At 53.4% G+C, this 23706-nt stretch carries 23 protein-coding genes; 8 read left to right on the top strand and 15 right to left on the bottom strand.

Features of this window, described 5'->3' with window-relative positions; all coding sequences use genetic code 11:
- Positions 1-59: 59 nt before the first annotated feature.
- The 4 genes from ACQG1K_RS00635 to rfaQ are packed head-to-tail and all read right to left on the bottom strand — an operon-like array spanning position 60 to position 4358.
- Positions 60-1049, bottom strand: a complete 990-nt coding sequence (locus tag ACQG1K_RS00635) for a glycosyltransferase (protein WP_150312227.1) — start codon at positions 1047-1049, stop codon at positions 60-62.
- An 11-nt stretch (positions 1050-1060) separates the two neighbouring features.
- Positions 1061-2161, bottom strand: a complete 1101-nt coding sequence (locus ACQG1K_RS00640; RefSeq protein ID WP_023299022.1) for a glycosyltransferase — start codon at positions 2159-2161, stop codon at positions 1061-1063.
- 2 nt (positions 2162-2163) lie between these two features.
- Positions 2164-3291 carry a glycosyltransferase family 4 protein gene (locus ACQG1K_RS00645; RefSeq protein ID WP_367075571.1) on the bottom strand — a complete coding sequence of 376 codons (1128 nt, stop codon included), beginning with the start codon at positions 3289-3291 and terminating at the stop codon, positions 2164-2166.
- Positions 3288-4358 (bottom strand): putative lipopolysaccharide heptosyltransferase III, encoded by a 1071-nt coding sequence (rfaQ, locus tag ACQG1K_RS00650; protein ID WP_023299024.1) that lies wholly within the window; start codon positions 4356-4358, stop codon positions 3288-3290. Before rfaQ ends, ACQG1K_RS00645 begins: the two co-directional genes overlap by 4 nt.
- Positions 4359-4508: 150 nt before the next feature.
- On the opposite strand from rfaQ, the gene ACQG1K_RS00655 reads away from it, so the two are divergent.
- Positions 4509-5462, top strand: a complete 954-nt coding sequence (locus ACQG1K_RS00655; RefSeq protein WP_023299025.1) for a polysaccharide deacetylase family protein — start codon at positions 4509-4511, stop codon at positions 5460-5462.
- A 27-nt stretch (positions 5463-5489) separates the two neighbouring features.
- Here ACQG1K_RS00655 and ACQG1K_RS00660 read toward each other — a convergent pair whose 3' ends face one another.
- From ACQG1K_RS00660 to rfaD, 6 genes are all read right to left on the bottom strand, one after another.
- The gene (locus ACQG1K_RS00660) at positions 5490-6704 is read right to left on the bottom strand and encodes an O-antigen ligase family protein (RefSeq protein ID WP_063200532.1); all 1215 of its coding nucleotides are present in this window, start codon (positions 6702-6704) and stop codon (positions 5490-5492) included.
- Positions 6692-7600, bottom strand: coding sequence for a glycosyltransferase family 2 protein (locus tag ACQG1K_RS00665; protein ID WP_367075574.1), 909 nt, complete (start codon positions 7598-7600; stop codon positions 6692-6694). Before ACQG1K_RS00665 ends, ACQG1K_RS00660 begins: the two co-directional genes overlap by 13 nt.
- Positions 7601-7605: 5 nt before the next feature.
- Entirely contained in the window at positions 7606-8706 is a 1101-nt protein-coding gene (locus ACQG1K_RS00670; protein ID WP_063200526.1) for a glycosyltransferase family 9 protein, read from the bottom strand.
- A gap of 3 nt (positions 8707-8709) precedes the next feature.
- Entirely contained in the window at positions 8710-9693 is a 984-nt protein-coding gene (gene rfaC / locus ACQG1K_RS00675; RefSeq protein ID WP_032626573.1) for a lipopolysaccharide heptosyltransferase RfaC, read from the bottom strand.
- A 3-nt stretch (positions 9694-9696) separates the two neighbouring features.
- Positions 9697-10743, bottom strand: coding sequence for an ADP-heptose--LPS heptosyltransferase RfaF (gene rfaF, locus ACQG1K_RS00680; protein ID WP_023305214.1), 1047 nt, complete (start codon positions 10741-10743; stop codon positions 9697-9699).
- A gap of 79 nt (positions 10744-10822) precedes the next feature.
- Positions 10823-11803, bottom strand: coding sequence for an ADP-glyceromanno-heptose 6-epimerase (gene rfaD / locus ACQG1K_RS00685; protein ID WP_022646634.1), 981 nt, complete (start codon positions 11801-11803; stop codon positions 10823-10825).
- Positions 11804-12018: 215 nt separating this feature from the next.
- Here rfaD and kbl point away from each other — a divergent pair, with 215 nt between their 5' ends.
- Together kbl and tdh are read left to right on the top strand one after the other, a co-directional pair.
- Positions 12019-13215 carry a glycine C-acetyltransferase gene (kbl, locus tag ACQG1K_RS00690; RefSeq protein WP_015570030.1) on the top strand — a complete coding sequence of 399 codons (1197 nt, stop codon included), beginning with the start codon at positions 12019-12021 and terminating at the stop codon, positions 13213-13215.
- A 9-nt stretch (positions 13216-13224) separates the two neighbouring features.
- Positions 13225-14253: an L-threonine 3-dehydrogenase gene (gene tdh, locus ACQG1K_RS00695; RefSeq protein ID WP_017383610.1), complete on the top strand. Its 1029-nt coding sequence runs from the start codon at positions 13225-13227 to the stop codon at positions 14251-14253.
- A gap of 26 nt (positions 14254-14279) precedes the next feature.
- Here the strand turns inward: tdh and ACQG1K_RS00700 are convergent, their stop codons facing one another.
- Entirely contained in the window at positions 14280-15194 is a 915-nt protein-coding gene (locus ACQG1K_RS00700) for a hypothetical protein (RefSeq protein ID WP_063849925.1), read from the bottom strand.
- Between the two features lie 15 nt (positions 15195-15209).
- Complete coding sequence (locus ACQG1K_RS00705) at positions 15210-16415, bottom strand: glycosyltransferase (protein WP_022646636.1); 1206 nt, start codon at positions 16413-16415, stop codon at positions 15210-15212.
- Positions 16416-16621: 206 nt separating this feature from the next.
- On the opposite strand from ACQG1K_RS00705, the gene ACQG1K_RS00710 reads away from it, so the two are divergent.
- Positions 16622-17422: a glycosyltransferase family 2 protein gene (locus ACQG1K_RS00710; RefSeq protein WP_063850226.1), complete on the top strand. Its 801-nt coding sequence runs from the start codon at positions 16622-16624 to the stop codon at positions 17420-17422.
- Positions 17423-17433: 11 nt separating this feature from the next.
- Here ACQG1K_RS00710 and ACQG1K_RS00715 read toward each other — a convergent pair whose 3' ends face one another.
- Genes ACQG1K_RS00715 through gpmM form a run of 3 tightly spaced genes read right to left on the bottom strand, consistent with a single transcriptional unit; the run spans position 17434 to position 21207 of the window.
- On the bottom strand, positions 17434-18366 hold the full coding sequence (locus ACQG1K_RS00715) for a divergent polysaccharide deacetylase family protein (RefSeq protein ID WP_032622054.1): 933 nt from the start codon (positions 18364-18366) through the stop codon (positions 17434-17436).
- A gap of 3 nt (positions 18367-18369) precedes the next feature.
- On the bottom strand, positions 18370-19629 hold the full coding sequence (gene envC / locus ACQG1K_RS00720; protein ID WP_230259580.1) for a murein hydrolase activator EnvC: 1260 nt from the start codon (positions 19627-19629) through the stop codon (positions 18370-18372).
- Positions 19630-19662: 33 nt separating this feature from the next.
- Positions 19663-21207 carry a 2,3-bisphosphoglycerate-independent phosphoglycerate mutase gene (gene gpmM / locus ACQG1K_RS00725; protein WP_048966556.1) on the bottom strand — a complete coding sequence of 515 codons (1545 nt, stop codon included), beginning with the start codon at positions 21205-21207 and terminating at the stop codon, positions 19663-19665.
- Positions 21208-21455: 248 nt separating this feature from the next.
- Between gpmM and ACQG1K_RS00730 the strand changes: the two genes are divergently transcribed.
- Genes ACQG1K_RS00730 through gpsA form a run of 4 tightly spaced genes read left to right on the top strand, consistent with a single transcriptional unit; the run spans position 21456 to position 23668 of the window.
- Positions 21456-21887 carry a rhodanese-like domain-containing protein gene (locus ACQG1K_RS00730; protein WP_003860840.1) on the top strand — a complete coding sequence of 144 codons (432 nt, stop codon included), beginning with the start codon at positions 21456-21458 and terminating at the stop codon, positions 21885-21887.
- A gap of 11 nt (positions 21888-21898) precedes the next feature.
- On the top strand, positions 21899-22150 hold the full coding sequence (gene grxC / locus ACQG1K_RS00735) for a glutaredoxin 3 (RefSeq protein ID WP_003860837.1): 252 nt from the start codon (positions 21899-21901) through the stop codon (positions 22148-22150).
- Between the two features lie 31 nt (positions 22151-22181).
- The gene (gene secB / locus ACQG1K_RS00740; RefSeq protein WP_003860835.1) at positions 22182-22649 is read left to right on the top strand and encodes a protein-export chaperone SecB; all 468 of its coding nucleotides are present in this window, start codon (positions 22182-22184) and stop codon (positions 22647-22649) included.
- A complete protein-coding gene (gene gpsA, locus ACQG1K_RS00745; protein WP_006812398.1) occupies positions 22649-23668 on the top strand; it encodes an NAD(P)H-dependent glycerol-3-phosphate dehydrogenase in 1020 nt (339 codons plus the stop codon). Before secB ends, gpsA begins: the two co-directional genes overlap by 1 nt.
- The last annotated feature ends 38 nt before the right edge of the window (positions 23669-23706 follow it).

Genomic DNA, 23706 nt, shown 5'->3' on the forward strand with positions numbered 1-23706 from the left:
TCCGTTTTTTTAGTTTCGGCCGGGAAATTCTAAGCATTTAAGCGTGCTAAAGCTATCTCTTATGCCAGATACCGTTTTAAACGGAAGTAGCGTCGGCCCAGGCGCCAGCGCAAACGCGGGCTTTTGGCACTTTTCCAGATGAGCTTCCAGATCCCGGTGTCGAAGAACTCTTTGATTATCATTGATTTCTTCGCTTCATCCTTCATGTTGTCGAAGGTATGAATAATTCCCAGACCCTCTTTGGCGATTTGCCAGTGACAGGCCGGGATATTTTTCACTTTATCCGGGTAGCGCTGGTTAATGGCATCAAGCATCTTCAGGATCTTCATGTAATGGCGCGCTGAGCGAATCAGCGTGTCGTCATTATCCGGGGTGTGCGATACCGAGGCGGAGTGAATGTAGTAGTCGTAAAAGCGCTCGCTGGTGTACTGAACGCGTTCCGCAGCAAGCAGCACCTCAGTCGTCCACGGGATATCCTGATGGCGCAGGCCAGGCTCGAAACGGCAGCCGTGCTGACGAATAAAATCGTGACGATAGATATTCAGCCAGGTCACATGCAGGAACTTACGTGAATCCAGCGCCTTTTTTAACCATGCCGCGCCATTCATGACGCTCGTTGAGGCGAGCTTATCTTCAGGGAAGATAGGGCGAGACGGTTTTTTGTTATTTTCCCAGACGTAGTTGCCATTGCAGGTGGCGACATCCAGGTTCTGCGTGACGGCCATATCCAGCAGACGCTGGTACATGCCGGGTTTGAAGACATCATCAATATCCGGGAAAGAGAGATATTGGCCGGTCGCAACGGCCAGGCCGGTATTACGCGCGATGGACACGCCCTGATTAGGTTGTTCAATGACCTGCATCTGTGGCAGCTGTTCGCGCCATTTTTCGACAATCTGCATCGAGCGGTCAGTGGAGCCGTCATTCACGATGATGACTTCCATACTGTCGATGTGTTGATTTACAAGGCAGGTAAAGAACTGATCGAGAAAAGCTTCACCGTTATAAACGGCAACCACCACGCTTAATAAAGGCGCTGAATTTTGCATATGAAACCTGATTATTTTTGGTTGTCGACCAAAGCAATGTATTGCTGGCAAATGGCGTTGATACCGAACGATGCGATCGTTTCGCGATCAACAACCGGCGGAGAGGCATACAGTTCTGCCAGGGTATTCGCCAGTGATTCGTCGGTTAACGCGGTCAGACCACGCGCCAGAGGGCCAGTAAGGATCTCAGCAGGGCCGCCAGGGCAGTTTGTACTCACCGGTGGGGTCTGACAGATAATGGACTCTACCAGTACATTACCAAAACCTTCGCAGTCGGAACTTAACACTAAAAGGCGTGCACCTTTGATCCACGGATAAGGATTGGTTTCAAACGGGCGGAAGACGATCTTGTTTTCAATTCCCAGCTTAGCGGCAAGCTGTTTGAGCTGGTTAATTTTCACGTCAGAGCCTTTGCCCATCAACACCAGTGATGCGTCAATCTTGCTCATCGCGAACGCGCGAAGCAGCCGGTCGTGACGTTTGTGCTCATGAAAACGGCCAACGTGGATAATGTAATTCTGCCCCTGCATCTCAAAGGGCGCTTCCGCCAGACGCTGAATTTCAGGGATATCAAACGGGTTATGGATAACCGCTTTGCGCCGCAGGGGGATCGCGAGTACTTCAGACAGATCGTGCAGCACGGCGCCGGATACCGCCACCACGTTGCGGTTTTCATAGGTATGACGAATTTTATAATGCTTAAACCAGCGAGAAAGCCCGCTGCGATGGCGCAAATAGGAGAAGGAGAACATCCCGTGTACGCAAAACCAGACCTTATCGCGATCCAGCACGCGGCTGTGCGCCACGATACGGTCGGTTTTATGCAGATGCGAGAAGACGACGTCAAATTTACCGCTGCGTTCTGCCTGCTCAATGGCGCGATCCAGCAAACGGGCGCGACGCGGGATCTCGGTCAGCTTCCGCCAGGGTTTTTTACAGGTATCCTGCACGACCTGAAAATCGATGCCTTCCGGAATGGCGTAGTCGCACACCTTCCGTAAGGAGAAAAGGGTGACCTGATGCCCCAGTTCTGTCAGTCCGCTGGAGAGGGTGAGAACCGTTTTTTCGGCTCCTCCACCGGGTAAACCATCAATAATCATTAGGATGCGCATTATTAATCCAGTAATTTTTGATAAAGCGAAATAAGCTGACTTGATAGTTTTTCAGGGGTTGCTTCTCTGACGCGTTCACGCGCCGCAAGCCCCATATTGTTATTTTTTTCCAGTGAAGGGATGGACATGACGGCCTCCTTCAATGTGTGGATATCAAGTGCATCACAGTAAAACCCGTTCTGGCCTTGCGCAATAAATTCTGAACCACCGCAACTCTCTGACGTAATGACGGGCAATCCACAGGCCATTGCTTCAAGTATGACGTTAGGGAAAGGATCATACAGCGTCGGCAGCAGTAAACCATCAGAAAGCTGATAAAATGGCAGCGTCTCTTTTTGCATCCCCAGGAAACGGATTTGCCCCTCACAGCCTAATGAACGGGCGAGGTCGCGATAGCGGCTTTCCGCTTTATCCTGACCGACCACAACCAGCCACGCCGATGTTCCTGCTATAGCCTGAATAGCGCTTGCCAGCCCCTTGCGTTCAAACCCTGAACCCACGAAGCAGAAAATGACGGCATCAGCGGGTAAGCCAAATTGCTTACGCAGTACAGCGCGCTGCCTCTCTGCTGCCGGAACGAAGCGGCGGGAATCTATTGAATTATAAATCACATGTATCTTTTTTGCGTCAATATCAAAGTCTTCGACGATTTCGCGCTTGATCATCTCCGCATTACAGATAACGGCTTTCAACTCGGGAGCCTGGTACATTTCACGTTCGGCGTTCATCACGTAGCGGTGATAGCGATCGTGCATGAGCAGCTTCGCGCGCCAGGCGGGAAGAACACGCGTACGCTGTAGCAGCCAGCGTCGATGTACACCATCTCCGGCGCGGTAAATATCGCAGCCCGGAATACGTTCGTGGCTCTGTACAATATCAAACTGCTGTTGCTGCCACAGCGCGCGCGCGGCGTGTGCAAAGCCGCGTTCACGGCTGATGCGGCCCCACTTTCGTGGATCGCAGATATGAATATGCCAGTCGTCCTGCTTTTCGCCCTGCCACTCGCGGGTGATGACGTTGAGCTCAAGATTTTGATTGCTCAGCGCGGTGAGTGCCCTGGAGACAAAACGTTCTGCTCCCCCATCCGGCCGATATTTTTGGCGCACAATGGCCAGACGATGAAGCTTCATTGCAGGTATCTCCTTGCGGCGGAGACGACAGCATCAACGGGGATGGCGTCGAGATAACGTTCCGTCGTTTTTGTATCAATGGCGTCAGGGTTGGGAAGCGGGCCGTAGTTACCAGCCCAGATGACCTCGCCGTTAACCTGCCATGGCGACCAGAACGTCAATTTTGACGGGCCAAACAGCGCCACGCAGGGCGTCTGAAGGGCGGCGGCCATGTGCATGGGGACGGAGTCAACGCCAATGAACAGGGCTGCGTGATCGATAAGCGAGGCCAGCTGGCGCAGGGTTAACTGCCCTGCCAGCGATACAACACCCGTCTGCGGGGAGGCGGCAAGAATGCGGTCAATCATCGCCAGCTCTTTCTTATCCGGTCCCGCCGTAAGGACGATAGTGTGGCCGTCCTGCTGCAACGCGGCGATAGTTTGCGCCATTTTGCCTTCGTCCCAGCACTTAAAGAACCAGCGTGAAGTGGGTTGAATAACGATATAGCGTTCCCCCACGCCCTTTTGTGTCAGCTTGTGATGAGCATGGTGCCAGTCATCCGCGCTGTAAGCCATGGTGACGGCGGGTCTGGCGGCAACGGGTAATGGTTTCAGTATGGACAGGTTTTGTTCAACGGTGTGCAGGTTCTGATGGCTGGCGACCGAGACCAGTTCACTGTGACAAAAACGCCAGAAGGCATTATTGCGCTTGTTAAAAGCGAACCCGAGCCGAACCGGTGCGCCGGTGAAGCGGGTAACAATCGCGCTGCGCCACTGATCGGCAAGATTGATCACCAGATGATAATGCTGAGCGCGTAGAGCACGAAGCAACTGCCACTCTTTTTGCAGGTGCTTCAGCGTCCCCAACTGCTTCCATTTACGATCGATACCATAGATCGTACCGATTGCCGGATGCGCGGCGAGCATGTCTCGCGTCTCTTCATAGAGAAGCACGTCGATTTGGGCTTCAGGCCATTTCTGGCGCAATGAATTGATGACGGGGGTGGTGAGTAACATGTCACCATGATGGCGAAGTTTAATCAGTAAAATGCGCAAATCAGGCGTGTCAGGTAAGTTATTCATCATCATCTTATCGGCGTTGTACTGTTGGCAATTCTAATAGACCTGGTAACGACTTGCACTCTTTCTCCATAATGTCAGGAATTTCCCTGGAAGGGTTTACTCCTGCTTTCGGGCGTGCGTAACATAGCGCTAACTATTTTGTCTTGCGGACTCATTATGAAAAAACCAGCGTTTATCATCACGATCGATACCGAAGGGGATAATCTCTGGCAGAACCACCGGGTCATCAAAACGGAAAACGCGCGCTACCTGGCGCGGTTTCAGACGCTTTGCGAGCGTTTCGGCTTTAAGCCTGTCTGGCTCACCAATTACGAGATGGCCGTCGAACCGGTGTTCATTGAGTTCGCGAAAGAGGTCATAGCCCGGGGGCAGGGCGAGGTAGGAATGCATCTCCATGCCTGGAACAGCCCTCCGGAGCACGATCTGACCGGTGATGACTGGCGCTGGCAGCCTTATCTGATTGAGTTTTCAGACGAGGTCATGCGTGAGAAAGTGCTGTTCATGACCCGCTTACTGGAAGAGACTTTCCAGACAAAAATGCTCAGCCATCGCGCCGGGCGCTGGGCATTCGACAGCCGTTACGCCCGGTTACTGATTGAGCTGGGGTATCAGGTAGATTGTTCCGTTACGCCGCGCGTGAACTGGCGCAACGCGAAAGGTGCCCCGCAGGGTAATGGCGGAACGAATTACCAGCATTTTCCCGATCGCGCCTACTTTTTGGACGTAGACGACATTTCCCGGCCGGGAAACAGCCTTCTCCTCGAAGTGCCAATGAGCATCCAGTATAAACACCCGGCATGGCTGAATTCCCTGAAGCAGGGTTACGATCGTCTGCGCGGTAAATACCGTTCTCCGTCAGTTAACTGGTTACGCCCGGCCGGCGGTAACGCGGAGGAGATGATTAAGGTTGCGCAGCAGTGCCTGTCTCAGGGAAATGACTACGTGGAGTTCATGCTGCATTCGTCGGAATTTATGCCTGGCGGGAGCCCTACTTTTAAAGACGAGGCCGCGATTGAGGGGCTTTATCAGGATCTGGAGCAGCTCTTTACCTGGTTATCAGATAAGACCGTGGGGATGACGCTGGCGGAGTTTTACCAGTACAAAAAATAGTTATGCCCGCCAGGCGGGCATTATTACTTATTGACGTTGTCTGGTTTGCGAGAAGGGTGGGCTCAATGCAAACAGGGTTACAAAGAAGATTAGGGCTTCTGAGCTCAGTAAAATGACGTCCGTCAGGCCATAAAGTAATAAAAGCAGCATGGTCGCCAGCAGCAGGCCATTTCTGTTCTTCAGCGCATATGCGATCATCGATACGAAAAAGAAGAGTAATATTGCCAGGCCCGGGAGCCCCTGCAGAGAATATTTTTCGATGAATTCATTGTGCAGATGTATTTTTAAATAGCCAATTGCAGTAATTAGATTTGGGTGTCCATTATTAATATATTTTTGCGTCCAAATTTCTCTATCTTTTAATGACTGTCCTAATGGATGTGCCAGCCCATTATGAATGCCTACCGACCACATGGTAAAGCGAGAACCAAGTGAGGTTCCGTCAACGCCATTTTGATATTTTTCAACTTCGAGCTGAGCTTGCGTAACCTTTGGAGAAATTAATGGTTTGTAGCTAACGATAATGATGCCCGCCACAATACATAAAAAAATCAGCGTTGATTTAAGATGAATTCTTCTGAAATGGTATAGCGTGAGTACAATCGCAAGGAGTAAATATAATCCCATTGCAGCACGCGTCCCCGTTAAAAGAATAACGAAGTAAGATATTAAAATGGTGAAGCCCGCGACACCCAACAGTGTTCTGTTTTTTTGAAGATAAAGGCTGTATACCAGCGCCAGTGAGAGTACAGAGTAAACATAGGCCGACACGGTAGCGCGATTGATGGCCATCTCTATACGTCCCATACCCTGTAATGCCTGCCATAAGCCATATCCCGTGGCGAGGACAAACCCCGCACCTGCCGTGTACAGGAAGTACTTCTGGAAAGCGTTTTTATCGACGTAAGTTTTAAACCGGTCCAGATAAAAAACGAGAATGCTCGCTAATATCAGTTTCTTACTTGCGCCCAGATAATCGCTGTAAGCGTTTAAACCTTCGTTATGATATTCATACACCATATACCAGACAAAATTGAGTAGCCCAATCAGCAAAATGGGGAGCGCGATTGAAAAGGGTCGCAGGGTGATTTTTTTATATTCGCAAGCTAAGCCGATAATGCTGGCATAAACCGCAATATAGAAAAATTCGCGTTGTTTACCTGAGCTCAGCAGCGCCAGTGCAAACGAAATGAGGCTCAAAATCAGCGTCAACTGATAGAGCCGCAGTTTTACTTTTTCCATAATGCCTCAATGACCCTTTTTTTGTAGCTGAAACGTACATCTCCGGAGAGGAAGAAAGAGAAAGAATAAAGTGCGTTTACCCGCTGCTTAACCAGTTTGAGCTGCGGGTCGGTCAGATGTTGCCGGTGGTTACTGTAGATATCAAACCAGTGACAATTAACAAGATGCCTAAACGAGCGCGGGAATGTTTTTTCCATTTGTAACGTACATTCAACCAGCGCAGCGATTTTACTGGCGTCAAGACGGCTCGATAAACTGTCGCTGCGTTTGATGTAATAGTAGTGCCCCTGACGCTGGTAGTATATTTTAGCTGATTGCATCAGCATGCCGGGAAATACCGCGAAATCCTCATAACAGACCATTGCAGGGATCGGGTTGCTTTCGTACAGTTTGCGATGCGCGAATTGCCCGATCAGATGGGCCTGAAAATCCTTATGCTGCAGAAACCGTTTTATGGCATCGCTTTGCGACAATGGGACGGGCGTGACTCCCTGCCAGTCGGACGTGATTTTTCGAATATCCCGTATTTCCAGCAGGCGCGTCAGCAGCATATCAGGACGTTCTGCTTGCAGGAATGCGATGGCATTCCGAATGCTACCCGGTTTCAACAGGTCATCACTATCCAGCATCGTGATGTATTCACCTGACGCCAGGGAGACTGCACTGTTTCGAACATGACCCACGTTACGGTACTCAACGTATCGGGATTGCGCATTCGGAAGCTGTGGTAACCACGTCTCAATAATATCCTGAGTGGCGTCATCGGAACTGTCATTTAAGATAATGACTTCTATATCATCGCCTGCATCCTCAATCGCGTTTTGCAGGCTTTCCAGCGTAGCGTGAAGTGAGTTTTCGGCGTTATGTGCGGCAATAATGATGCTGAGAAAAGACATAGTGATTAATTTCCCTGAGCATCAAAGGCAGAATTTGCTGTTGGTAGCCCGCAAATGAAATGTTTGAGTTCATCCAGCGATTCGTCTGTCACCGCGAAGAGTTCTTCCCGGCTTTGTGAGAAGTAATAGCGCGTTTCAAACACATAAGAACAAATGTTGTCGTCATTCCCGATCAGCAACACATTGCCAAGCGGACGTTGTTCATAGTGACAACACGGACCAAACAGCAGGACTACCGGAACGCCAACGGCGTCTGCGATATACACATTCCCCGAGTCAGACGCGATATAACAGTCCATCTTAGAAATGGCCCAGGGAAGCTCTTCCAGCGAAATTTTGCCAATAAGATTGATAAAATTAGGGATTTCACCGTAAAGGCGGGTGATATCGTCCATCCACGACTGTTCATTTGGCGCGCCGAAGACATAAAACTCGCAGGGTAAATCAGCGAGTTGATCAACAATCCGCTTCCAGATAACCGGAGGAACGGTTTTGGCTTTATTGCCCGCCGCAATACTGATGCCGATGCGGATAACGTCAGGTTTATCAAGAATGGCCGGCCAGGTCGTCGGTTCAAAGAGCGGCTTTGTGGCGTGCTTGGGAGAGTCTTGCCATGTGAGTGCGCGGTCGGCCAGTTTCAGGTAGTTCGTCACCGAAAGCGTTTTTTTGCCATGCTCAACGGTACCGTCAGCCGCAAGATAGAAAATCCCGTGATACCACCTGCGCGTGTAAATGGTTAAAAATTGTTTGTTTTTAGCATTGCAGACGGCGGCAAAAAAGAGGTTCACGCTGTTGGGTTGTAGCAGGTAGACGTTGTCGTAGCGGTTCATGATCCTGCACGCGAAGCACAGTTTACGCCACAGGTTGCGCTTATGCTGCTCAATAAAATAGATCTGCTCGATAGTCTCATCATGCTTCGCCAGCGCACCAACGCTGCGACTGACCAACACATCGCTTTTTTGCAGATATGCCAGTAGAGGTGTCGCATTAATAAAGTCACCGATTTTGGCTGTCTGAATGACAAGGTTTTTGCCCGTGTCTTTTCGAAACAGCTTCCGGAGGAGTTTCACCGGAAAGAGTAAAATCAGCAGAAATACATAACTCATGGGTTAAATATCCCTGTTGGAAAGCCGATGGCTGCCCTGTAAAAATGAAAAAATAGCATCTGCGCTAATATCCTTCGTTTGTTGCGTAGGGCTGACCATCTGATGCTGGTTTTTACCGTAACCCCCGATCAACCCCGGATCGGTCGGGCCGAAAATCGTGATATTAGGACGATCCAGTGCGGCGGTTAAATGGCTTAACCCTGTATCCACAGAAACGACGGCGTTAGCGCCCGCCAGCTGTGCGGCAACCTGCGCCAGCGTGAGTTTGGGTAACACCTCAACGTGGGAAAAGCCTGCTGCCAGACGTTCCGCACGCTGCCGCTCATGTTCTGCACCCCACGGGAGTTTAATATGGATACCGCAAGGTTGCATTAGTTCAATCAGCCTTCTCCAGTGCGTTTCCGGCCAGTGCTTATCGTCGCGCGTTGTGGCATGCAGGAACACCAGATACGGTTCAGCATGCTCCTCCGTCTCGCGCAAAAAATGCTGTGCAATAGCGTAGTCACCCTGGGCTTCAGGTTTTGCATAGCCCAGGCTTTTCGCGAACAGCTCGCGGGTACGTTCCACGGCGTGCTGCTGCTTCGCAATATGGTGGCGACGATTATAGAACAGGCTCGCCAGCGGTTCGCGGGCGGTTTGCCAGTCCATGCCGTGCTTTACGCCGTGCGCCAGACGCGTGACCAGCGCGGCGCTTTTCACCAGGCCCTGAGCGTCAATGATCGCGTCGTAACGCCGGGCCTGCACCGCTTCGCGGAAGGCTTTACGTTCGGCTTTAATCGGTGCGGAGAACCATGCTTTGCGCCAGCGGCGAATGGCCACCGGGATCACGCGGTCAACCGCTTCGTGCCAGGTGGGGATCTGCGCGAAGCCTTCTTCCACCACCCAGTCAAAACGAATGCCGGGAATGGCCCGCATCGCGTCCGTCAGTGACGGCAGCGTATGCAGCACATCGCCCATCGAAGAGGTTTTAACGATCAATACCCGCATTCGTTATCCTTCTTCGCTCAACAGAAGTTCGTTGAGCTCTTCGAGAACGCGCTGCGGCGTAATGTCGATCAGGCTCTGATGGTAGCCTTCTGCGGCATCACCTTTACGTACCTTGTGGTAGCCGGTGATCAGGCGAATTACGCGCGCTTTGTGCGACAGCGGCGGCGTGAAATCCGGGCTGCTCGGGCCATACAGCGCCACCAGCGGACGATCCAGCGCGGCGGCGACGTGCATCAGGCCAGAGTCGTTGCTGACAACGGCTTTACAGGCGGCAATCAAAATAACCGCCTGCTCGAGCTGCGTTTCCCCGGCCAGGTTTCGGCACCAGGCCTGTTGCTCGGTGCTGAGCGTGGCGAGAATTTCATTGCCCGCCTCGTGATCTTTCGCCGAGCCAAACAGCACAATTTGATAGCCTTCGTCGATCAGCTGTTTCGCCAGCTCTGCGTAGTGATAGTGCGGCCAGCGTTTTGCCGGACCAAACTCCGCGCCGGGGCAGAAGCCAATCATCGGGCGTTCGGACGAAATGCCAAACGCGTTGCAGGTGTGGGATTTCTCCCCGTCGCTTACCTGGAGCTGCGGCCACAGTAGCGGCTGCGGCAGATCTTTCGCGCTGCGCATCACGCCTTTGTCGTAGGCCAGCGCCACGTAGCGTTCTACCATCAGCGGCCAGGCCTCTTTATCCAGCACACGGGCATCGTTCAGCAGGCCGTAGCGCATTTCACCGCGCCACCCGGTACGGTGCGGGATGCCCGCAAAGAAGGGCACAAGAGCGGATTTGAAGGAGTTTGGCAGGACATATGCGCGATCATAGCGTTTCTCGCGCAGGCTATGGCCGAGTTTGCGGCGTTCACCGATTTCCAGCGCCCCGTGGCCGAGCGGCATCGGGATCGCCTCGTTCACTTCCGGCATACGCGATAACAGCGGACGGCACCATGCGGGTGCCATCACGTCGATTATCGCCTGGGGATAACGCGCCTTGAGCGTGCGATAGAGACTTTGCGACATCATCATGTCGCCCACCCAGGACGGGCCGATCACCAGTATTTTCATTCACTTCATCCTTCAAGCTGTCTCTGCGTTGGCTGCCTGCGTTCACTCCAGTCACTTACTTTTGTAAGCTCCCGGAGATTCACTTAGTTGCCGCCTTGATACCGCTCGAATGATTTTGTGAATTTATATCGCGGTCACGGTTCAGCCAGGCCATATATTCCGTTACGCCTTCGGCAACGGTCTTGAACGGCTTGTCGTAGCCTGCGGCGCGCAGGTTAGTCAGGTCCGCCTGGGTGAATGCCTGGTAGCGGCCTTTCAGCTTATCCGGGAACGGAATGTACTCGATGCTGCCTTTCTTATGGTAAGCCAGCGTCGCGTCTGCCACCGCCTGGAAGGATTCCGCGCGGCCTGTGCCCAGGTTGAAAATGCCGGACACGCCGTTTTCCAGGAACCACAGGTTCACTGCCGCCACGTCGCCTACGTAGACGAAGTCACGCTTAAAGCCGTCGCTGCCTTCGAACAGTTTCGGACTTTCGCCGTTATTTAACTGGGTGTTCAGGTGGAACGCCACGCTTGCCATGCTGCCTTTGTGGCCTTCGCGCGGTCCGTAGACGTTGAAGTAGCGGAAGCCGACAATCTGAGAGTTGGCTTCTGGGAGGATCTGACGCACGTACTCATCAAACAGGAATTTGGAGTAACCGTAAACGTTCAGCGGCTGCTCATACTCGCGGGATTCGATGAAATCTGAAGTGCGCCCACCGTAGGTTGCCGCGGAAGAGGCGTACAGGAACGGAATTTCACGCTCCAGGCAGTAGTGCAGGATCTCTTTGGAGTACTGATAGTTGTTGTCCATCATGTACTTGCCGTCCCACTCGGTGGTGGAGGAACAGGCCCCTTCGTGGAAGATGGCTTCGATCTCGCCGAACTCTTCACCCGCCATAATCTGGATAAGAAAGTCTTCTTTATCCATGTAGTCAGCGATGTTCAGATCCACCAGGTTTACGAACTTGGTGCCGTCTTTCAGGTTGTCCACCACCAGGATGTCGGTGATGCCTTTGTCATTGAGGGCCTTAACAATATTGCTGCCGATAAAGCCCGCGCCGCCGGTAACGATGATCATAACTGTAACCTTTGAAGTGTGGAGTCCGGGGAACATCCCGAACGCTAATCTCTTTATCATATCATCACAATGCCCGGTCTTCAGCCATTCACCGATATGCAGCAGGGGTACACGTGATTTATGCTGCAAAAACGAGAAGAGATACGGCGTCATCTCGTCATGAACTATTGGTTTGGGTAATATGTGCCAAAATTTGCCGAGTCTGGAGAATTGCAATGCGTGGTGATTTTTACAAACAGTTAAACAGCGACCTCGACACCGCACGTGCGGAAGGGTTGTTCAAAGAAGAGCGTATTATCACGTCTGCCCAGCAGGCGGACATCACCGTTGCCGACGGCAGCCATGTGATCAACTTTTGCGCGAACAACTATTTAGGTCTTGCGAATCACCCTGAGCTGATTGCCGCGGCGAAAAACGGCATGGATACCCACGGCTTCGGCATGGCCTCCGTTCGCTTTATCTGCGGTACCCAGGACAGCCACAAGCAGCTTGAGCAAAAGCTGGCGAACTTCCTCGGAATGGAAGACGCGATTCTGTACTCCTCCTGCTTCGACGCCAACGGCGGTCTGTTTGAGACCCTGCTCGGTGCAGAAGACGCGATTATCTCCGACGCCCTGAACCACGCCTCCATCATCGACGGTGTGCGCCTGTGCAAAGCAAAGCGTTTCCGCTACGCCAACAACGACATGGTTGAGCTGGAAGCCCGCCTGAAAGAGGCCCGTGAAGCCGGTGCCCGCCACGTGCTGATCGCCACCGACGGCGTGTTCTCCATGGACGGCGTGATCGCCAACCTGAAAGGCGTGTGCGATCTGGCGGATAAATACGACGCGCTGGTGATGGTGGATGACTCTCACGCGGTTGGCTTTGTCGGCGAAAATGGCCGCGGCTCCCACGAATACTGCGACGTAATGGGCCGCGTAGATATCATCACCGGTACGCTGGGCAAAGCGCTTGGTGGCGCGTCTGGCGGCTACACTGCTGCGCGCAAAGAGGTGGTTGAGTGGCTGCGTCAGCGCTCCCGCCCGTACCTGTTCTCCAACTCCCTGGCGCCGGCGATTGTGGCCGCCTCTATTAAAGTGCTGGAGATGGTGGAATCCGGTGCTGAGCTGCGCGACCGCCTGTGGGCTAACGCCCGCCTGTTCCGTGAAAAAATGAGTGCCGCAGGATTCACCCTGGCCGGCGCTGACCATGCGATCATTCCGGTGATGCTGGGCGACGCGGTTGTCGCGCAGAAATTTGCTCGTGAGCTTCAGAAAGAAGGGATTTACGTGACCGGGTTCTTCTTCCCGGTGGTACCAAAAGGTCAGGCGCGTATCCGCACCCAGATGTCTGCGGCGCACTCGCCTGAACAAATTGAACGTGCGGTGGAAGCCTTTACCCGCATCGGCAAACAGCTGGGCGTAATTGCCTGAGGACGTGTGATGAAAGCGTTATCCAAACTGAAAGCGGAAGAAGGGATTTGGATGACCGACGTGCCGGAGCCGGAAGTCGGTCATAACGATCTGCTGATCAAAATTCGTAAAACCGCCATCTGCGGTACTGACGTTCACATCTACAACTGGGACCAGTGGTCGCAAAAAACCATTCCCGTGCCAATGGTTGTCGGCCACGAATATGTCGGCGAAGTGGTCGGCATTGGCCAGGAAGTGAAAGGCTTCAACATTGGCGACCGCGTCTCCGGTGAAGGCCACATTACCTGCGGTCACTGCCGCAACTGTCGCGGTGGGCGTACGCACCTGTGCCGCAACACCGTCGGCGTGGGCGTGAACCGTCCGGGCTGCTTCGCGGAATACCTGGTGATCCCGGCGTTTAACGCGTTCAAAATCCCGGACAATATCTCTGACGACCTGGCCTCCATCTTCGACCCGTTCGGCAACGCGGTACACACGGCGCTCTCCTTCGACCTGGTGGGTGAAGACGTGCTGGTCTCCGGCGCGGGCCCAATCGGCATTATGGCGGCAGCCGTGGCGAAGCATGTGGGTGCGCGCAACGTGGTGATCACCGACGTGAACGAATACCGCCTGTCGCTGGCGCGCAAAATGGGCGTCACCCGCGCGGTGGATGTCTCGAAAGAGAGCCTGACAGACGTGATGGAAGAGCTGGGCATGACCGAAGGTTTTGACGTGGGTCTGGAGATGTCCGGTGCGCCACCGGCGTTCCGCACCATGCTCGACACCATGAACCACGGAGGCCGAATCGCGATGCTGGGTATTCCGCCGTCAGATATGTCCATCGACTGGAACAAAGTCATCTTCAAGGGGCTGTTCATTAAGGGCATTTATGGCCGCGAGATGTTCGAAACCTGGTACAAGATGGCTGCGCTGATCCAGTCCGGTCTGGATCTGTCCCCGATTATCACTCACCGTTTCTCCATCGATGAGTTCCAGCAGGGCTTCGACGCAATGCGTTCCGGCCAGTCAGGGAAAGTGATCCTGAGCTGGGATAAGTAATCAAAAAGGGGCCTGAGGCCCCTTTTTTACTGATTCTTTTTCTCTTCGTCCGTCAGGTAACGCACCTTGCGGGTGTAATCCTGACCTTTGAACAGCAGCTTATTATCCGGTGATTCCAGATACTTCTGCCATTCGGAAAGCGGGAAACCGCCGTGCGCGCCAATCACCTCTTTCGGCACAACGGCTTCCTGTCCGCCGATCTTCTTGGAGACCGGCCAGTTCATCCAGTCGCCCAGGTTAACCGTTTTGACATCCAGCATGTCCAGCAGCGCAGCGAGCGGCAGCTGATCGGTCGGCGGCTGCGTATCGTCCATCAGCTCCCAGGTATCCTGGAACAGCGTCAGCCACAGCGGGCAGATACGGCGCCAAGTCTTTTTGGTGGCGGCAAGAAACGCGCCGTTAACATGATCGACCAGATACGGGCGCACCGTTTCTTTGTAATACGCCGGCACTTTCTCCGCTGGCGCGCCGTCCAGCTTGGCAATCATTTTGCCCTGACGGAAGCTGGAGTAGATGTGCATATCCGCCATGTTGATCTCTGGCATTTTAAGCAGGTTGAGATCGGAGTCGATCATCAGCACACCTTCACCGCGCGCCTGCAACGGAGCGTTAAGCTTCACCAGACGACTGAGGTAGATCTGCTTATAGCGGTAACCTTCTTCACGTTTTGGAAGCGTGAGGGTAACAACGCGAGTTTTTGGCGGCAGTTCGCCGAAAGCGGATTCAGGCTGATCGCTGACGATAACAATCTCGCTGACGTCAGAGGCATAACGCTCTGCAAAGGTCGCTGACAATAACGCCTCTTCGACGAAATCCGTGCCCGTACACGGGATCACAATGGAATCAACCGCAACGAGATCGCGCGTGACCGGAAGGGAAGCGTAAGGAATGTTATGACGCCCGGTAATGTGGCGGTAGCGAGCATTCAGGAATTTAAACATGTTCTTCTCGTTTGGTTATTGCGCGCCAAGAACGGCCTCGACACCGTTAACATAGCTTTCAATGGCATACATGTTGCAGACATTCTGGTGCGCGGCTGCGGCGAGCCGGGCGCGCAGAGCAGGATCCTGCCAGATATTATCCAGATGTTGAGCAAGTTGCGACACGTCGCTCCAGGGGAACAGCAGCCCGGTCGACTCATGGTCGATCAATTCTGCCGTGCCGGTCACTTTTGAACCAATCACGGGGATGTTGAGCAGCATTGCTTCCAGCACTACGCGGGGCAAGCCTTCGCTCTGCGAGGCCAGAATGAACGCGTCAAAAGTGGCGAGATAGTCAAAAGGCGTGTTCTGGAAACCGGTAAAAATGACGTGCTCAGCAATACCTGATGCATCAGCTTGTGCAGCCAGCGCGCCGCGTTCAGCCCCTTCACCGACCAGCACCATTTTCCATTTTGCCTGCGGGTGTCTCTGGCTGAACTGTGCCAGCGCCTCCAGCGTGTGGTGGTTGGCCTTACGAGGGATTAACGAGCCAATGCTGCCGAATACAAACGTATCGTCTTCAATATTCAGTCGCTGGCGCATCGCGCATCGGTCCGGCAAAGGCTGATGGATGTCGATGGCATTGTTGACCGTGGTACACAGCTCTGGCCGGACGCCATGCTGAAGTAGCACGCGTTCAACGCCGTGCGAGACGGCAATGATTTTTGTGGCATGGGCATTCACCAGCTTCACCAGCGGCGGGGTCAGCACTGGTTCAATCCGGCAGTGCTGGATTATCCGTGCACGCAGGTTTGCGCCCGCCAGATACCCTTCTTCATTAGAGCCTGGCTGGTTGTTCATATACAGCGTATCGAATCCACCTTCCCTGAAAATGGTCTCGATCTTGCTGACGTTGGGCCGGATACGCCACAGGGTATCAATATGCCGCGTAAATGCTTTGCGCGCCGAACGCGAGAAAAACAGCAGACCACGTCCCGCTTCTTTCAGGAGTTTTGCCCATGCCGGTTGCTTACGTTGAGGGATAACGAGTAATGGGATCCCAATGCTGTTGAGCACCTGGCCTATCGTTTGACCTTCAGCACGACTATAATCACTGTAAAAACAACAGGTAATGTCGAATTTGTCGCGGTTGATTCGCTTCAGAAGCTCAAGCATACTGTTGGTACCTCCCCCCCATTCTTTGCCTGTGTCCAGGAGGAGGATTTTACGTTTTTGCGGCATGTCTGAATCCGTATGCTACCCTTCATCTGACCGCATTATAAAGAATTTACTGAAATAAAATAGATTTTTTGTATTTCTTTGTCTTTTTATAAGGAAAGGTTTTAAACGCGCTTATTTTAAAAGTGCGATTTAAGACTTTAATCGCCTCTTCTCAATTCGATAGTATTAGCACAAAAATTTTATGTTGTTTTTGAGAGAGTGAGAATATGTTTAAAATAACGGTTTGCTTATTAACGTTTAACTCCGAAAGAACGTTGCACGATGTTATTCCTCCTCTTTTAAAAATAGCAGATGAATTCGTTGTAGTTGATTCCGGAAGTACAGACGCAACGATATATATTAGCCAGAGTTATGGATTGTCGCCCATATTCAAAAAATATAGCTGGCACGGCGAGCAGATGAACCATGCCATATCCCATGCGCACAACGACTGGGTGCTGTGCATGGACAGTGACGAAATACTCGATCAAGAAACCGTTGGTGCTATTTTAAAATTAAAAATGGGCGATGAACCCGAACCGGATATGGCGTGGCGGATATGTCGTCACTGGTTTGTTCTGGGAGAAAATGTCCGAACGATTTATCCAGTCTCATCTCCGGATTATCCGGTGCGTCTTTTTAACCGTACGCAGTCGCGATTTAATAACCGGCCAGTAGACGATCAGGTTGAAGGTTTTCTCCGTTCTGAACGTATTCCTGGCTATGTCAGACATGATACGTTTTATTCACTGCATGAACTTTTCAATAAATTAAACGGATATACCACTCGCCTGGTTCAATATCAGACGATACGTCCCTCTCTTGGTCGCGGCGCGATCAGCGCTATCGGCGCATTTTTCAAATGGTATCTGTTTAGCGGTGCGTGGCGTCAGGGCAAAGTGGGTGTGGTGACAGGGTTTTATGCCACGGCGTACAGTTTTTTGAAGTATTTCAAGGCCTGGTATCAGGATCGGGAAAAGAAAGAGTCCGTTGCAAAAGAGCAGTCGGACTCTTATCTGGCAGAATAGGCGTTAGCCGATCAGGCTTTTTTCCCCCAACCCTGCCACTGTTGCTGGACGTATTTAACCAGCGTACTGCTGCTGATGCTTTCGCCAATCACCGTGAAGAAGCGGGTTGCATAGACCGGTTCAGGCGGCTGTTTCAGCGTGCAGTTCTTCACGCCGCGGAATGGATTACGCGGCTGCGTTGCGGGTGGTTGCGCGCTACCCGGACGGGAAGTATCCACCTGAGGTTCATTGAGCAGATCGCTCGGACGCACCAGCGTGATATCGGCGGGTAAGCCCGGCAACATTTGCTGCAAAACGCGAACGGTAGACGGATGCGGATGCCCAATGGCAATCGCCGAACCGTTACGGCGCGCCAGCTGTACCGCGCGGTTGAACTGCACGCGGATATCCGCTTCGTTCTGGGAGTCGTCCAGGAAGACTTTGCGCTTGATGACTTTTACACCCGTCCCCTGAGCGGCACGCATCGCCTGGCTGTTGCCGATGGTCATGCTGTCGAGGAAATAGAGATTGTAACGCTCCAGGGCCTGCATCACTTTCAGCATACCGTACAGGCTGGAGGTCATCGCGCTGCCCATATGGTTATTCAGACCCACGGCATACGGCACTTTATTGTACGCATCGCGGATGATCCGATCGATCTCGTCGCTGCTCATGTCCGGACGCAGGGTATCTTTTTCCAGCGGCTGCTTGCTGAGAGGGGCCATCGGCAGATGGATGAGGACCTGATGGCCGCCATTGTGCGCTTTGGTCGCCATTTCATGCGCGTGAGGCGCATTAGGCAGGACGGCGACAGAGATGGCTGACGGCATCGCCAGCACCTGATTTTCATAGTGTGGTCGATAACCGAAGTCATCAATCACAATCGCGAGTTTGCCTGCATAAACCGGTGCAGCCAGCGCCAGTGCGCTGACGACGGAAAAAACAATTCGACGAAATTGAAGCAAAACTTATCTTCCCAACCACGGCTGTGGATTGACCGCCTGACCCTGACGACGAATTTCGAAATAGAGTGACGGGCGGCCCTGACCGCCACTGCTGCCCACAAGGGCAATGGGTTGACCCGCGCGCACCTGAGTGCCAACGCTGACCAGCGCGCTCTGGTTGTAGCCGTAAAGACTCATGTCGCCTTTACCGTGCTCGACCACCACCACGAGCCCGTAACCCTGTAGCCAGTCGGCCAGGATCACGCGGCCATCGGCGATGGCTTTCACTTCGCTACCTTCAGACGCACCGATAACGATCCCCTTCCAACGTAGCTCACCCTGCAACTGTTCGCCATAGCGATGCAGGATCGTACCGCGAACGGGCCAGTAAGCCTGACCACGCGGGGAGCCGAGGCCGCCGGTACGCGACATCAGGGAACGTTCATTTTCAGTCGGTTTGTAGGTGGTGCCTTTCCGGGAGGCTTCCTGCTGCTTATTACGCACCGCCTGCGCTTCGCGCGCTTCTTTTTCGGCGCGCGCTTTGGCCGCGGCTTCTGCCCGGGCAATGCTGTTACGCAGTCTGGATTCGTTGGCGCGCATTTCGCTCAGCTGGCTTTGTCCTGCCTGGATAGAGGACTCCAGCCCGGCGAGCGTCTTCTTACGCTCATTGCGCGCCTGCTCAAGCTTCTCCTGCTGCGCCTGCTGATCGTAGAGCAGCGTTTGCTGCTGGCTCTGCTTCTCTTCCAGCTCGGCTTTTTGCGTGGTGACTTCTTCGCGCGTCTGTTTCAGCTGCGCAATGGTCTCTTGACGAGCCTGGTTGAGATAGCCGAAATAGGCCTGTAAACGCTGACCGCGCTGGCTCTCTTCACCGCTGAGGATCAACTGAAGGCCTGTGTGCTCACCCTGGCGGAAAGCGGCATCAAGCTGTGCAGCAAGGTTCCGCTCCTGGGCATCGCGCTGACGCTCCAGTTTCGCAATCGATGCGTTCATTTCATCGATTTGCTTATTAAGCTGGGCAAGGGTGTTTTGTGTTTCACGCAGCTTACGCGCGGCGGCGGAAATAGCCTCTTCCTGCTTTTTAAGCTGGGCAAGCAGGGCAGAGCGCTGCTGCTGCTGCTGGCGTACCACACGCTCTTTGGCGGCGATATCGGCCTGAATGGATTTGAGCTGGTCGCGGTCATCCGCGTGAGCAGATGCGGCGCACAGCAATACGCCAGCGCTGAGTGCGCTGGCGCAAAGCAGAGGTCTGACTGATAACCGAAACGGCTTCACGACCCATGTGATTGAAAAAATCGCCTTTCCCCTCATGGGGAGCGATTATTCCACGATGAACAGCGGCTTGCCAGTCATCTCTTCAGGGATTTCCATACCCATCAGCGACAACATGGTTGGCGCGATGTCGGAAAGCTTGCCGCCTTCCACTGCTTTCACTGACTTATCACCTACATAAATCAGTGGAACAGGCAGGTTGGTATGGGCGGTATGCGCCTGACCGGTTGCCGGGTCACGCATCTGTTCTGCGTTACCGTGGTCAGCGGTGATCAGCAGCTGGCCGCCCACGGATTCAACCGCTTTCGCGACCTGCTCAACGCAGTGGTCCAGCGCTTCAACCGCTTTAACGGCAGCTTCCATCACGCCGGTGTGGCCCACCATGTCGCCATTCGGATAGTTACAGATGATGGTGTCGTATTTACCGCTTTCGATCGCGGTCACCAGTTTTTCGGTCAGCTCCGCAGAGCTCATTTCTGGCTGGAGATCGTATGTGGCGACTTTCGGTGAGTTAATCAGGATGCGGTCTTCGCCTTTAAACGGCTCTTCTACGCCCCCGTTAAAGAAGAAGGTCACGTGCGCATACTTCTCAGTTTCGGAGATGCGCAGCTGCGTTTTATCGTTTTTCGCCATCCACTCGCCGAAGGTATTTTCCAGGGAAGCGGGTGGATACGCGCATGGGGCTTTGATATCCGCTGCATACTCGGTCAACTGGATGAAATCGATCTTCGCCACTTTCTTACGGGCGAAACCGTCGAAATCGCTGTTGACGAAGGCGCGGGTGATTTCGCGCGCGCGGTCAGCACGGAAGTTCATGAAGATCAGCGCATCGCCATCTTCCATAGCGGCATCGGCCTGGCCTTCAGCGCGGATCACGGTTGCCTTCACAAATTCGTCGTTTTCATCACGCGCGTAAGCCGCTTCCAGGCCTTCAACGGCGGTCGGGAACTGGAACTCGCCTTTTGCCAGGGTCAGCAGATCATAGGCTTGCTCAACGCGGTCCCAGCGGTTGTCGCGGTCCATGGCATAGTAACGGCCAACGATGGATGCCACGCGGCCTTTGCCCAGTGCGGCAAATTTATCTTCAAAGGCTTTCAGAGAACCTTTTGCGCTGCGTGGCGGCGTATCGCGACCATCCAGGAAGGCGTGCAGATAGATTTTTTCCGCACCGCGCTCAGCGGCCAGCTCTACCATCGCCATGATGTGATCTTCGTGGCTGTGAACGCCGCCCGCAGAGAGCAGGCCCATAATATGAACGGCCTTGCCTGCGGCAACGGCTTTATCAACTGCTCCGGTGAGCGTTGGGTTGGCAAAGAATGTACGTTCTTTGATTTCAACGTCCAGGCGCGTCAGGTCCTGATAAACGATACGGCCTGCGCCCAGGTTAACGTGACCCACTTCAGAGTTGCCCATCTGACGATCCGGCAGGCCGACTTCCAGACCAGACGCATCAATCAGGGTGTGGGGACGTTTTGCCCATAGCGCATCCATAACCGGGGTTTTGGCGTTGAAAATGGCGTTATCCTGTTGATCTTCACGGTAGCCATAGCCATCCAGAATCACCAGTACCATAGGTTTTTTAGAAACCGACATTGCGACAACCTCATGCTCAAGAGACAAAAAATTTGCGTAATTTTACTACAGCTGAATCGATAAAATAGCCGCAGAAGATCAAAGAAAGCGCGGGGGCAAGGCTGTTCTCAGGCCATTTTGAGGCTTTTTTTACGTGGCATGCCGCAGAAAATAGATTAGCTTTATGTCGCTGGCTGTATTTGCCACAGCGCACAGGTATACTCCTGTCCTGGTTTTTTTAATCACTTAGTCGGGAGTTGTTACCCCCCATGCAAGAAATTATGCAATTCGTTAGCCGCCACCCGGTTCTGAGCATCGCGTGGATTGGCCTGCTGGTCGCTGTACTGTTCACCACATTTAAGGGACTGACGTCTAAAATTAAGGTGATCACCCGCGGTGAAGCGACACGTCTGATCAACAAAGAGGACGCCGTGGTTGTCGATCTGCGTCAGCGCGACGATTTCCGCAAGGGCCATATTGCAGGTGCTATCAACCTGCTGCCAGCGGAAATTAAAGCGAACAACATTGGTGAGCTGGAGAAGCATAAAGCCCAGCCGATTATTGTTGTTGACGGCACTGGCATGCAGGCGCAGGAATCTGCCAACGCACTGCATAAAGCAGGCTTTGAAAACGTAACGGTGCTGAAAGAAGGCATCTCCGGCTGGAGCGGGGAGAATCTTCCTTTAGTGCGCGGTAAATAAGGAGTTAAGTGATGGCCAATATTGAGATCTACACCAAAGCAACGTGCCCGTTCTGCCACCGAGCGAAAGCGCTGCTGTCCAGCAAAGGCGTAACGTTTAAGGAACTGCCGATTGATGGTGACGCGATTAAACGCGAAGAGATGATCCAACGCAGTGGTCGCACAACGGTTCCACAGATTTTTATTGATGCGCAGCACATTGGCGGCTGTGATGACTTGTATGCGCTCGACGCCCGCGGTGGACTCGATCCGCTGCTGAGCTAGAGACTTTAGGACAATTAAAAAGGGTTTTTCCATGTCAGAACAAAACAACACCGAGATGACTTTCCAGATCCAGCGCATCTACACCAAGGATGTCTCTTTCGAAGCGCCAAATGCGCCGCACGTTTTCCAGAAAGACTGGCAGCCAGAGGTTAAACTTGATCTGGATACCGCATCCACCCAACTGGCGGATGACGTGTATGAAGTCGTACTGCGTGTCACCGTGACCGCCTCCCTGGGCGAAGAAACTGCATTCCTGTGCGAAGTCCAGCAGGGCGGTATCTTCTCCATCGGCGGCATCGAAGGTAACCAGATGGCGCATTGCCTGGGTGCATACTGCCCGAACATTCTGTTCCCGTATGCGCGTGAATGCATCACCAGCCTGGTTTCTCGCGGTACATTCCCGCAACTGAACCTTGCGCCAGTCAACTTTGATGCGCTGTTTATGAACTATCTACAGCAGCAGGCTGGCGAAGGTGCCGAACAACATCAGGATGCCTGATGAGCACTGTTAATGCGTCAATGACTGTGATCGGTGCCGGCTCTTACGGCACCGCTCTTGCCATCACACTGGCAAGAAATGGTCACGACGTGGTCCTGTGGGGCCACGATCCAAAACATATCGCGACGTTGCAACACGACCGCTGCAACGTGGCGTTTCTCCCGGACGTTCCGTTCCCTGACTCACTGTATCTGGAAAGCGACCTCGCGACCGCGCTGGCGGCCAGCCGCAATATTTTGATTGTGGTGCCAAGCCATGTGTTTGGCGAAGTCCTGCGTCAGATTAAGCCGCTGATGCGTGCGGATGCGCGTATTGTGTGGGCGACGAAAGGGCTGGAAGCGGAAACCGGACGTCTGTTGCAGGACGTTGCCCGCGAAGCGCTGGGAACAGCGATCCCGCTGGCGGTGATCTCCGGGCCGACATTCGCCAAAGAGCTGGCTGCGGGCTTGCCGACGGCGATCTCGCTGGCGTCCACCGACCAGGCATTTTCCGACGATCTTCAGCAACTGCTGCACTGCGGCAAAAGCTTCCGCGTGTACAGCAACCCTGATTTTATCGGCGTACAGCTGGGCGGCGCGGTGAAGAACGTCATTGCCATCGGGGCCGGGATGTCTGACGGCATCGGCTTCGGCGCGAATGCGCGTACGGCGCTGATCACCCGTGGCCTGACCGAAATGTCACGCCTGGGAGAAGCGCTGGGCGCCGATCCGGCCACCTTTATGGGAATGGCTGGGCTGGGCGATCTGGTGCTGACCTGCACCGACAACCAGTCGCGTAACCGCCGCTTTGGCATGATGCTCGGACAGGGTAGCGATGTCAAAAGCGCGCAGGAGAAGATTGGTCAGGTGGTTGAAGGCTATCGCAATACCAAAGAAGTTCGCGAATTGGCGCATCGTTTCGGTGTCGAAATGCCAATAACCGAGGAAATTTATCAGGTATTGTATTGCGGAAAAAATGCGCGCGAGGCAGCATTGACCTTATTAGGTCGTGCGCGCAAGGACGAGCGCAGCAGCAATTAGCCGGGAAGTATCGTCACCTGAATGACCCAGCCAGCGCA

Source organism: Enterobacter cloacae complex sp. 402C9, from assembly GCF_050030745.1.
Taxonomy (GTDB): Bacteria; Pseudomonadota; Gammaproteobacteria; order Enterobacterales; family Enterobacteriaceae; genus Enterobacter; species Enterobacter intestinihominis.